Annotated in this window: 10 protein-coding genes; all 10 read left to right on the top strand. The window is 39.4% G+C overall.

All coding sequences use genetic code 11. The features are described 5' to 3' along the window. Positions 1 to 50: 50 nt before the first annotated feature. Positions 51 to 983, top strand: a complete 933-nt coding sequence (locus LPB68_RS05295; RefSeq protein ID WP_068659497.1) for an ABC transporter permease — start codon at positions 51 to 53, stop codon at positions 981 to 983. Positions 984 to 986: 3 nt separating this feature from the next. After that, the gene (locus LPB68_RS05290) at positions 987 to 1,937 is read left to right on the top strand and encodes an ABC transporter permease (RefSeq protein ID WP_068659498.1); all 951 of its coding nucleotides are present in this window, start codon (positions 987 to 989) and stop codon (positions 1,935 to 1,937) included. An 11-nt stretch (positions 1,938 to 1,948) separates the two neighbouring features. Further along, complete coding sequence (locus LPB68_RS05285) at positions 1,949 to 2,944, top strand: ABC transporter ATP-binding protein (RefSeq protein ID WP_068659499.1); 996 nt, start codon at positions 1,949 to 1,951, stop codon at positions 2,942 to 2,944. Next, the gene (locus LPB68_RS05280; RefSeq protein WP_068659501.1) at positions 2,941 to 3,876 is read left to right on the top strand and encodes an ABC transporter ATP-binding protein; all 936 of its coding nucleotides are present in this window, start codon (positions 2,941 to 2,943) and stop codon (positions 3,874 to 3,876) included. The genes LPB68_RS05285 and LPB68_RS05280 overlap by 4 nt, the downstream gene beginning before the upstream one ends. Before the next feature lie 229 nt (positions 3,877 to 4,105). Further along, complete coding sequence (gene bshC / locus LPB68_RS05275; RefSeq protein ID WP_068659503.1) at positions 4,106 to 5,740, top strand: bacillithiol biosynthesis cysteine-adding enzyme BshC; 1,635 nt, start codon at positions 4,106 to 4,108, stop codon at positions 5,738 to 5,740. 23 nt (positions 5,741 to 5,763) lie between these two features. Beyond that, positions 5,764 to 7,032, top strand: coding sequence for an adenosylhomocysteinase (locus LPB68_RS05270; RefSeq protein WP_068659505.1), 1,269 nt, complete (start codon positions 5,764 to 5,766; stop codon positions 7,030 to 7,032). Between the two features lie 166 nt (positions 7,033 to 7,198). Then, on the top strand, positions 7,199 to 7,636 hold the full coding sequence (gene mraZ, locus LPB68_RS05265; RefSeq protein WP_068659507.1) for a division/cell wall cluster transcriptional repressor MraZ: 438 nt from the start codon (positions 7,199 to 7,201) through the stop codon (positions 7,634 to 7,636). 19 nt (positions 7,637 to 7,655) lie between these two features. Continuing rightward, positions 7,656 to 8,606: a 16S rRNA (cytosine(1402)-N(4))-methyltransferase RsmH gene (gene rsmH, locus LPB68_RS05260; RefSeq protein WP_068659509.1), complete on the top strand. Its 951-nt coding sequence runs from the start codon at positions 7,656 to 7,658 to the stop codon at positions 8,604 to 8,606. A 50-nt stretch (positions 8,607 to 8,656) separates the two neighbouring features. Beyond that, positions 8,657 to 9,082, top strand: coding sequence for a hypothetical protein (locus LPB68_RS05255; RefSeq protein ID WP_068659510.1), 426 nt, complete (start codon positions 8,657 to 8,659; stop codon positions 9,080 to 9,082). 17 nt (positions 9,083 to 9,099) lie between these two features. Continuing rightward, the gene (locus LPB68_RS05250; RefSeq protein WP_068659512.1) at positions 9,100 to 11,391 is read left to right on the top strand and encodes a penicillin-binding transpeptidase domain-containing protein; all 2,292 of its coding nucleotides are present in this window, start codon (positions 9,100 to 9,102) and stop codon (positions 11,389 to 11,391) included. The last annotated feature ends 80 nt before the right edge of the window (positions 11,392 to 11,471 follow it).

Raw genomic sequence — 11,471 nt, 5'->3', positions numbered from 1 at the left:
AGAATAAATATGATATTGATTGTACTTTGTTAACGGAGGTGTAAGTGGGAATGGTGCGTTATGTTGCCAATAAATTTTTCTATATGATTCTATCGCTATTCATTCTAATATCTGCAACATTCTTTCTCATGAAAGCCATTCCGGGTGACCCTTTTCAATCTGAAAAGAAAGTTTCAGAAGAGATTAGAGCCCGTCTAATGGAACAATATGGACTGGACAAGCCAGTTTATCAACAATATTTGAAGTATCTAGGTGATATTGCTACTGGCGATTTCGGGATATCTATGAAGAAATTGAATCAAGAAGTTACCGATATTATTAGTGACACTTTCCAAACTTCATTGAAACTGGGAGCTGTTGCCATTGTCGTAGCAGTAATAGTAGGGGTTCTTCTGGGAATGTTAGCAGCCCTTTATCATCGCAAGCTAATCGATAATGTCGCCATGATTTTGGCTGTATTAGGAATGGCTGTACCTAGCTTTGTACTCGCATCCTTATTACAGTTTTATTTGGCGGAAAAGGCCGGTTGGTTTAATGTGCTAGGATTCGATAAACCGATTGACTATGTTCTACCGGTTATGGCATTATCTGCACAGCCTATAGCATTTATAGCACGTCTTACGCGTTCGAGTATGCTTGAAGTGTTGCATGCTGATTACATTAAGACGGCCAAAGCTAAAGGTCTGAACTGGTTTACGATTATGTTCAAGCATGTCATCCGTAACGGAATATTGCCTGTTGTGACTTATGTAGGTCCTATGACGGCTAACATTATTACGGGTTCTGTAGTCATTGAGCAAATATTTGGTATTGGTGGAATCGGAAAGGTATTCGTCGATTCGATTACTAACCGTGACTACACAATGATTATGGGTGTCACTATTTTCTATGGAGTAATTCTGATGCTAGCTAGATTTATAACAGATATAGCTTATGTATTGATTGATCCACGTATTACATTTACCCGCAGAAAGGAGGGCTAACGGTTGGCTATTAATCAGACTAATACTTCTTCAGATCAAGTATCACTAACACCTGAAGACTTCCGTAAGATAGGTACCGATGAGAAACAGTCTGAAGTTATTCAGAGAGAAAGTTTATCAGCAGGGAAAGACGCCTGGCTAAGACTTTGTCAGAATAAGCTGGCTATCACTTCCCTAATTATATTGATTTTAATTATTCTAGCATCTATTATTGGACCATTTATTTCTGAATTTAACTATTATTCTAATGATCTGTTAAATACCAATCAAGCTCCTTCTTCTATTCACTGGTTCGGTACAGATGAACTGGGTCGTGATATGTTTGTTCGGACATGGATGGGTGCAAGAATCTCGCTTATCGTTGGTTTAGCAGCTGCTATGATAGACCTTATATTTGGTGTTATTTATGGTGGGATTATGGGCTTCTTCGGTGGACGTGTTGATGAAATTATGAATAAATTCTCAGAAATTCTATACTCGATTCCTTACCTACTGGTAACTATACTCTTGTTGGTCGTACTAGAACCAAGTTTAGGTACGATTATCATTGCCTTGACCATTACGGGTTGGATTAATATGTCGTGGATAGTTCGCGGGGAAATTATTCAATTGAAGAATCGAGAGTTCGTATTAGCCTCTCGTTCCATGGGGGCAGGATCAGGCCGTCTAATCTTCCGTCATCTTCTTCCTAATGCGGTTGGACCTATCATTGTCACATTAACATTATCTGTCCCAAGTGCTATATTCTCAGAAGCTTTCTTGAGTTTCTTGGGTCTTGGTGTTCAAGCACCAGTGTCATCATTAGGATCCATGATTAATGATGCACTCACAGGTTGGATGTATTATCCATGGCGGATGTTATTCCCTGCCATTCTAATAAGTTTAATTATGCTTTGTTTTAATATTTTCGGTGACGGTCTACGTGACGCACTAGATCCTAAATTAAAGAAATAGGAGGTGGAACCATGGAGCCGATCCTACAAGTGAAAGACTTGCATGTATCATTTCATGTGAATGGCGGAGAAGTTCAGGCTGTGCGCGGTATGAACTTTGAAATTGGAAAAGGTGAAACGGTGGCAATCGTCGGAGAGTCAGGTAGTGGTAAAAGTGTAACTGCTCAGACAATTATGCGTTTAATTCCTTCACCGCCTTCACGTATTAAAAATGGCGAAATTATTTTTCAAGGACAAAACCTTTTAAATAAAACAAATAAACAGATGGAAGCCATTCGTGGTAAAGACATCGGCATGATTTTCCAAGATCCCATGTCTTCCTTAAACCCTACGATTAGAGTAGGTAAACAAATTACGGAAGTTATGATGAAGCATCAGAATATGTCCGCGAGTGAAGCCAAAAAAGAAGCTATTGATATGTTGAAGCTTGTTGGGATAAAAAATGCGGAAGCTCGCTTTAGTCAGTATCCACATGAATTCTCCGGAGGGATGCGTCAACGTGTCATGATAGCTATTGCGCTAGCATGCCGACCTGCACTTCTGATTGCGGATGAACCAACTACAGCTTTAGATGTGACGATTCAGGCTCAGATCCTGGATGTAATGAAAGAAATGCAACAACGTTTAGGGACATCCATTATTCTAATTACACATGATCTTGGGGTAGTAGCAGGGATGTGTGATCGGGTTATCGTTATGTATGCAGGTGAAGTGGTAGAGACAGGTACGGTTATGGAAATATTCAAGAATCCACAACATCCTTATACAAAGGGACTTTTACGTTCGATGCCAAGACTTGATCAGAAGAAAGGTGAGCCGCTTATTCCGATTATTGGAACACCACCAGATTTGATCAAACCACCACTTGGTTGTTCGTTCTGTGCTCGCTGTGACGAGGCAATGAAAGTCTGCGAAACTATGTCTCCAGAGTCAACCGTTTTTAGTGAGACACACTTTGCACGTTGTTGGAATTTGCATCCCATGGCTCAGGAGGGTGAATCGCTATGAGTCAACCATTAATTCAGGTCAATGGATTAAAGAAATATTTCAATGTAGGCAAAGGCAGTGTACTTAAAGCTGTTGATGATATTAACTTCACTATCAATGAAGGTGAAACATTAGGAATGGTAGGAGAATCTGGCTGTGGTAAGTCGACAGCGGGACGCACAATCCTTCGACTATATGAACCAACTGCAGGTAGTGTTAATTTTAATGGTACTGATATATATAACCTTTCACCGAATAAAATGAAGGCTATGCGTCGGGATATGCAGATGATATTCCAGGATCCTTACGCATCGCTTAACCCTAGATTCACGGTATCTGATATTATTGGTGAGGCATTTGATATTCATAAGTTAACCGATAGTCATAAAGAACGTAAGAAAAAGATTGAAGAATTGTTGGATATGGTAGGACTTAATCCAGATCACGCTACCCGTTATCCGCATGAATTCTCCGGGGGACAACGTCAACGTATTGGAATAGCTCGTGCACTTGCAGTGAATCCAAAGTTCATTATTTGTGATGAGCCAATTTCTGCGCTAGACGTATCTATTCAAGCACAGGTTGTAAATCTTCTTAAAGATCTACAAGACCGTTTAGGTTTGACCTATTTATTCATCGCGCATGATTTATCTATGGTTAAGCATATCAGTGACCGTGTAGCTGTTATGTATTTAGGGAAAATAGTTGAATTGGCTGAAAGTGAAGAATTATATAGCAATCCTATTCATCCATATACCCAAACACTACTATCAGCTATTCCAATTCCAGATCCAGAGGTAGAAGCGAACAAGAAGCGGATTATCATGAATGATGATCTTTCAGGCCCTATCCATTCAGCCAAAGGTTCAAATGATGGCAGTCAATTTAACTTGTCAGAATCGAAGTTGGTTGAAGTATCGAAAGGGCATTGGGTTGCAACACCTTATGCTTGATTGATAAAAGTTATAATCGAGAAAGCCGTCGGATAATCCGGCGGTCTTTTTAGTGTTTAGAATGAAAGTAACTCCATATAATCAATTACATAAGCTGCCTAGGCGATTATGTAATTGATTGTAGTCAACTTCTTTTTGACGGAAACGACCATATTAGATACAATCAAGTAAGAATTTTAGATAAGTATCATTAGATTTCTTTTATGTTTATGAATAGGAGGCATACCCGATGGAAGTAGTTACTGAGCCCTTACAAGCAGGGTCGGCACTAGCAAATGATTATATTCATCACTATGAGAAAGTTGTACCACTGTACGGTGAGGATTATCATCAAGATATAACTTGGATTGATCGAGTACAGTGGTTGGATAATACAGAAGACAGACGTGTAAACCGACATGCCTTAGTTGATATATTAAAACAGTACAATGAGAAGCATAATTCCCATGCTGCAGTATATACATCCTTACAACTGTTAGAGAAGCCTGGAACACTGGTTGTTACGGGTGGCCAACAAAGTGGATTGTTTACTGGATCATTACTGGTTGTATATAAAGCTATCACTATTATACAAGCTGCAAGAGAAGCAACAAAACGTCTGAATCGTCCTGTAGTGCCCGTATTCTGGATCGCCGGTGAAGATCATGATTGGGATGAGGTGAATCATACTTATATAATGACAGATGAAATGCAACAACCATCTAAATTAGCATTACATAAATATACAAATTCACGATCATCGGTAAGTTACACGCCGGTTTCAACAGAAGAATGGGAACGATCGATTAGAATATTGTCAGAAAGTTTACCTGATAGTGATGTAAAAGGTAGTATTTTAACTAAAATCCAACGATGTATTATAAATACAGATAATTTGAGTAATGCTTTTGCAAATCTATTAGGTGATCTTTTTGGAGAATATGGTCTAGTGTTATTAGATTCTGCTGACCCAAGCTTGCGAAAACTGGAAGCACCTATATTCCAAGCTATGATCGAACGAAATGATGAATTGGGACGCGCTTATCGTTCAGCGGCTGATCACATTGTCTCATTAGGTTATAATTTGCAAGCTGATGTATCGGATGATGGTGCTAATCTATTCTATATTCACAACGGGAATAGATTACTTCTAATGAAACAAGACGGTAAATTTATGGACCGTAAAGGGTTGGTTACCTTTACTGAGGAACAGTTATTGGATATGTTACAGGTTCATCCTGAACGGTTCAGTAATAATGTGCTTACGCGACCGATCATGCAAGATTCTTTATTTCCGGTTCTAGCAAGTGTGTTAGGACAAGGAGAGATTGCTTACTGGGCAATTACTCGGCAAGCTTTTGAAATACTCAATTTGAAAATGCCTATTATATTGCCTAGAATGTCGTTCACATTACTTGATGGTACGCAGCTGAAATATATGGATAAATACGGAATTACATTTCAGGATGTGCAATATCGTTTAGCTGAGAGACGTGAACAATGGTTATCCGACCAGGATACATTAAATATCGATGAGACATTTGCGGAGGCACGAAGTGCTTTTGAAAAATTGTATGAGCCATTAATAAACGATCTGGGAAAACTTGAAAAGGGCTTATTAACTTTGGGACAGAATAATAAGGGGAAGATCATCGATCAAATCTCCTTTTTAGAACATAAATCAAAGGAAGCACTAGAACAAAAACATGCGGCTGCACTACTTCAATGGGATCGAATAGGTACCACTTTATTTCCTATGGGGAAACCTCAGGAGAGAGTATATAACATTTATCAATATTTGAACCACTACGGCTTATCCTTGATTAAAGATTTGATGGATACGACTGTAGATTACTTAGAAGAGCACCGCGTTATTTTAATATAACATCTATCATTAGGAGGACTACAATGAATTCAAGATCATTAGAGAACAGTATTGTAAAAGATATGGCATTAGCCCCGGAAGGGCATTTAAAGATTGATTGGGTTGAGGCTCATATGCCGGTGCTTAATCGAATACGCAAGCAGTTTGAAGCTGAACAACCTTTTAAAGGGTTGAAAGTAGCAATATCACTTCATTTAGAAGCGAAGACAGCGTATTTAGCTAAGGTTGTACAAGCAGGTGGGGCTGAAGTTACAATTGCAGGTAGTAATCCTCTGTCTACACAGGATGATGTATGTGCTGCATTAGTAGAAGATGGTGTGACCGTGCTTGCCAAACATAATCCAGAGCCTGCGGAATATAAAGAAATGTTAATTCGGTTGTTGGAGATTAAACCGGATCTTATTATTGATGATGGTGGCGACCTCGTGACTATTCTGCATACGGAACGTCCGGATCTTCTTGTTAACATTCGGGGTGGGGCTGAAGAGACGACAACGGGTATTATAAGATTAAAAGCTATGCAGAAGGACGGGATATTGAAACTACCTATGGTTGCCGTCAATGACGCTTACTGTAAATATCTCTTTGATAACCGCTATGGAACGGGTCAGTCTGTATTTGATGCGATTAATCGTACAACGAACTTAGTCGTAGCTGGAAAGACAGTTGTTGTTGTGGGATATGGCTGGTGTGGAAAGGGAGTTGCCATGCGAGCGAAGGGGCTCGGTGCGAAAGTTATTGTAACTGAAGTGAAACCAATTCGGGCTGTAGAAGCACATATGGATGGATTTGAAGTGATGCCTATGGTTGAAGCCGCTAAACTTGGAGATTTCTTTGTTACCGTTACAGGTAATCGCGATGTGATCACAGGTGAGCATTATGACGTCATGAAGGATGGAGCGATCCTTGCAAATGCGGGACATTTTGATGTAGAAGTGAACAAACCTGAACTTCTTGCTCGTTCAAGTTCTGTACGAACCGTTCGTAGGAATATTGAGGAATATCAATTTAAGGATGGTCGTAAAATGTATTTAATTGCTGAAGGGCGATTAGTGAATTTAGGTGCAGGTGATGGTCATCCAGCAGAAATCATGGATATGACATTTTCATTGCAGGCAATGTCTCTTAAATATGTAAATGAAAATTACGAACAATTAGGTAAAGAGGTTCTGAGTGTGCCATTTGAGATTGATGAACAAGTAGCGAGCTTCAAATTAGAGAGTTTAGGAATTACGTTGGATACTTTAAGTACAGAACAAGTGACCTACTTAGACAGTTGGAACACCAACTGATTTATCTTCCATTACAATAGTAAATATTAGGAAGGCTCCAATACATTTGGGGCTTGTTTTTTTTTGAATAAAAAAAGGACTTTGATTTCTTGTGGCGAATCTAGTATTGTTAAGTGGTGTAAAGTGGTGCAAAGTGGGGGATTTTAGTTAAGGAGTGAAGGAACCAATGTTTATGGGAGAATATCAACATAGCATTGATGATAAAGGCCGGATTATCATCCCGGTTAAATTCCGTGAACTTCTGGGGACCTCATTTGTAGTTACTCGTGGTTTAGATCATTGTCTATTCGTATATCCAAGAGATGAATGGACATTATTAGAGCAGAAGCTTAAAACGCTACCTCTGATGAAATCCGAGGCACGTGCTTTCACTAGATTTTTTTTCTCAGGTGCTACTGAATGCGAATGGGATAAACAGGGTAGGGTAAACTTACCGAGTAACCTTAGAGATTACGCTAAATTGGACAAGGAATGTGTTGTACTTGGCGTCTCCAATCGTATGGAAATATGGAGTAAGTCCACTTGGAGTGAATACTACGAACAATCTGAAGAAACATTTAATGATATTGCAGAGACATTAGTCGACTTTAATTTTGATTTTTAATTGTTTGGGGGGTAACATCTTGTTTCATCACATTACGGTGCTTAAAGAAGAAGCGGCAGAAGGACTAAATATCAAGAAAGATGGTATTTATGTCGATTGTACATTAGGTGGTGCAGGGCATAGTTCCTTAATCGCATCTAAGCTTGGAGAGTTCGGAAGGTTAATCGGCCTCGATCAAGATGACTGGGCACTAGAACATGCAAAGACCAAATTAGCACCATATAGCGATCGTATTTCATTAGTGAAAACAAACTTTCGTTATTTAGAGGAGACATTAAAGGGAGAATCAATCCCGGAGAAAGACGGAATTCCTCAAGTAGATGGTATTTTATTCGATCTAGGAGTCTCTTCACCTCAGTTAGATGAAGGTGAGCGCGGTTTTAGTTATAACCATGATGCACCGTTAGATATGCGGATGGATCAATCCTCAGAACTCACAGCAGACATTATTATCAATTCATGGTCAGAGCAAGAAATCGCTAGAGTGTTATTCCAATATGGTGAGGAAAAGTTCTCACGCCGAATTGCTAAATTGATTGTTGCACAACGTGAGAAACAACGTATTCAATCAACGGGAGAATTGGTTGAGATTATTAAAGAAGGTATACCAGCTGCCGCAAGAAGAACAGGTGGACATCCCGCGAAGCGGAGTTTCCAAGCACTACGTATAGCTGTAAATGATGAGCTTGGAGCTTTTGAAGAGGGATTACATCAAGCAGTACGCTGTTTGGCACCTGGGGGTAGAGTGTCTGTCATTACTTTTCATTCTTTAGAGGATCGGATTTGTAAGCAGATTCTAAGTAGCTATGTTGCAAGATGTACATGTCCACCTGATTTTCCAATGTGTGTGTGTGGTCATATTGGTCAAGTCAAACTTATTAATCGTAAACCCATCGCTCCAAGTGAATTGGAACTTGAGGAAAATTCTCGTTCGAGATCAGCTAAACTGCGGGTTGCAGAAAAATTATAATGTAATACAGATAAATCATCTAATGGAGAGCTCAAGGAGGAAAAAGTTACATGGCGTATACGCGTGGAAATTTAGCAGTAAAACCAAAACCGAATGAACGAGTTTCTCCTGGATATCGTGAGCAGACCAAAGTTGTTACACGAAGAACGTCCCTTCCAATTAGGGAGAAACTATTATACTTGGTAACAGTTATCTCATTTGTTGCTATAGCTAGCCTAATTATTTGGCGATATGCCCATATTTATGACTTGAATAAACAAAGTCAACGTATGGCGGATATGATTACAAGTAACAAAGTGAAAATATCTCAATTGGAAGTTCAGCGGCAGACCCTTAAGGAGAGTGTCGTTGATATAGCGATTAAATCTGGGTATGTATTACCTGAAGAGGCAAGTATCATTCATGTTCCTCGTGTTTCGAGTTCAATGGAAAGCAGTGAAACGAAGGTTCCTGATGTAGATACAGCAGAAAAATAGTGGATGTGAGGATAACTATGGTAAAAAGAATAAAGTTACGGACACTACTGGTAGGAGGATGTATAACCCTCCTTTTTGCTATTTTAATAACTAAAGTATTTTGGATTCAAGTGGTGAATGGCGACTTTTGGCATGAAACTGCAGTTGAAAATTGGTCTAAAAAAGATGTCATTATGGCTACTCGCGGAACGATAACCGATCGAAATGGTGATGCGCTCGCCATTGATGCACCTGCATATACCGTGACAGTGAATCCTAAGGTGATTCATGAGAATGGAATCGAAGATGTGGTTGTTGCTGGGTTGCATCGAATTCTTGGAAAAGATGAAGATGAATTACGAGATCACGTCAAAGCAAAAGATGAAGATGGAAAGCTTAGAACTAGTCGCGAAGTCCGTACCGAAGGTTGGAAGATCGATCAAGCGAAGCGAGATGAAGTTGCTACATTAATAGATGAAATAAAGGTACAGTTAGAGGACGAAGGTAAAGTCGCTGATGCGGGTATTGGTTTACTAAAAGAGCAGAAGAGATATTATCCTAAAAATAGTCTTGCAGCACATATAATTGGCTATGCTGACCGTGATGGTAATGCGATTACAGGACTCGAAGCCTTTTATGATGATGAACTAAAGGGTATAAATGGATCTATTAATTATAAAAGTGACGGACAGTTAGATAAACTACCAAACGCAGACGAAGTCTATCAGCCAGCTGTAAATGGTAAGAATATCAAACTAACGATTGATGATACCATCCAATATTATATTGAAGATGCCATGAAAGAGGCGTATGAGAAGTATAATCCAATTAGTATGACAGTGATTGCAGCCGATCCTAACACGATGGAGATTCTAGGTTTAGCTAATCTACCTAATTTCAATCCTAATTCATACTGGGAAACACCAGAAGCAGAAAATTTCTATAACCATGCGGTTAAATCATTATACGAGCCCGGTTCAACATTTAAAATCATTACTTTGGCAGGTGCAATTGAGGAGAACTTAATCAATCCAACGGATACCTATTTATCTGGACAGATCAGGGTGCAAGATACGAGGACAGTACTACATGATATGAAACGTGCAGGTTGGGGGACGATTACCTACCTCGAAGGTGTTAAGCGTTCAAGTAATGTGGCATTTGTTAAAATGGGACTAGAGATGTTAGGAAAGGAACGGTTACTCCAATATATTAATAATTTCGGGTTTGGACAAAAAACAGGAATTGAGATGTATGGTGAAGCTACATGGCCAATTAATCTACCGGGTAATGTTGAGGTAGCAACGGCGTCTTATGGCCACGGGGTCAATGTCACACCAATCCAACAACTGACAGCAATTGCTGCTATTGCAAATGGAGGTAAGTTACTAACTCCGCATATTATCAAAGAAATTCATGATCCTAATACAGGAGAGATCACAGAAACACCACCATCAGAGGTACGACAGGTGGTTTCGCCAGAAACAGCAAAGGAAACGGGTAGTTATTTAGAACAAGTCGTCGCTGACCAAGAGATTGGGACAGGTCGTCATGCGTATATAGATGGCTATAGAGTCGCTGGAAAAACAGGAACTGCCGTAAAACTCGTAAAAGATGAAAATGGCAAAAGTGTTTATGATTACGATAAGGCTGTTGTTTCTTTTGTTGGATATGCACCAGTAAATGATCCGAAAATTGCTTTGATTGTTATTTTGGATGAGCCAAATGACGCAAATGTAGGTGGTGGAGCAGCCGCAGCGCCAGTATTCAAAAAAATTGTAAGTCAAACCCTTCAGTATATGAATGTCCCAACAACACTGTCCGCTGAATCTAAGAGTGGCTCTACTGAAACTAAAAAGAAGCTGAGTAGTAGTGTACAGTCAGTTCAATACACGACCCCGGCATTGATAGGCAAGAGTCTGGAGTCCGCGAAGAGCGAATTACTTGATAGTGGTATCGCTTATGAAACTTTAGGAAAAGGTAAAAAAGTGATTCGACAATATCCAGCTGTGAGTTCTATAATGAATGCTGGACAACGAATCTATCTTCTAACAGAAGATAGTGTGAACATGGAAATTCCAGATTTAAAAGGTGAATCTTTGAGAGACGCCCTTCAGGTATTGACGTTGATGCAGTTGAAAATTAGCGTTGAAGGTGAAGGATATGTTGTTGAACAAAAAGTAATAGAGGATCAAGGTGATCGTCTAGTACAATTAACGTTGGAACCTTTATATGTAGCAAAGGAAGAAGGCGGATTTCAAGAAAACGGAATACAAGATAGTGAAATACAAGATAGTGAAACAGAAGATGTTGTAAAGGAAGAAGAGTAGGGAGATGGAGCTTGTTCTAACCCCTGGTAATCGTGAATATCCATGTTATGAATGCCAAACATGAAATTCAGACAGGATTA

The sequence above is a fragment of the Paenibacillus crassostreae genome, from assembly GCF_001857945.1.
In the GTDB taxonomy this organism is placed as follows: Bacteria; Bacillota; Bacilli; order Paenibacillales; family Paenibacillaceae; genus Paenibacillus_AQ; species Paenibacillus_AQ crassostreae.
The sequence above is the reverse complement of the archived record's forward strand: the minus strand, read 5'-3'. Positions and strand labels throughout refer to the sequence as shown.

What these genes read in the sequence shown, in the direction of transcription:
- LPB68_RS05280 (WP_068659501.1), top strand. Translation starts at nt 2,941, where the DNA reads ATGAGTCAACCATTAATTCAGGTCAATGGATTAAAGAAATATTTCAAT.
- LPB68_RS05295 (WP_068659497.1), top strand. Translation starts at nt 51, where the DNA reads ATGGTGCGTTATGTTGCCAATAAATTTTTCTATATGATTCTATCGCTA.
- LPB68_RS05250 (WP_068659512.1), top strand. Translation starts at nt 9,100, where the DNA reads ATGGTAAAAAGAATAAAGTTACGGACACTACTGGTAGGAGGATGTATA.
- LPB68_RS05285 (WP_068659499.1), top strand. Translation starts at nt 1,949, where the DNA reads ATGGAGCCGATCCTACAAGTGAAAGACTTGCATGTATCATTTCATGTG.
- mraZ (WP_068659507.1), top strand. Translation starts at nt 7,199, where the DNA reads ATGTTTATGGGAGAATATCAACATAGCATTGATGATAAAGGCCGGATT.
- LPB68_RS05270 (WP_068659505.1), top strand. Translation starts at nt 5,764, where the DNA reads ATGAATTCAAGATCATTAGAGAACAGTATTGTAAAAGATATGGCATTA.
- LPB68_RS05255 (WP_068659510.1), top strand. Translation starts at nt 8,657, where the DNA reads ATGGCGTATACGCGTGGAAATTTAGCAGTAAAACCAAAACCGAATGAA.
- bshC (WP_068659503.1), top strand. Translation starts at nt 4,106, where the DNA reads ATGGAAGTAGTTACTGAGCCCTTACAAGCAGGGTCGGCACTAGCAAAT.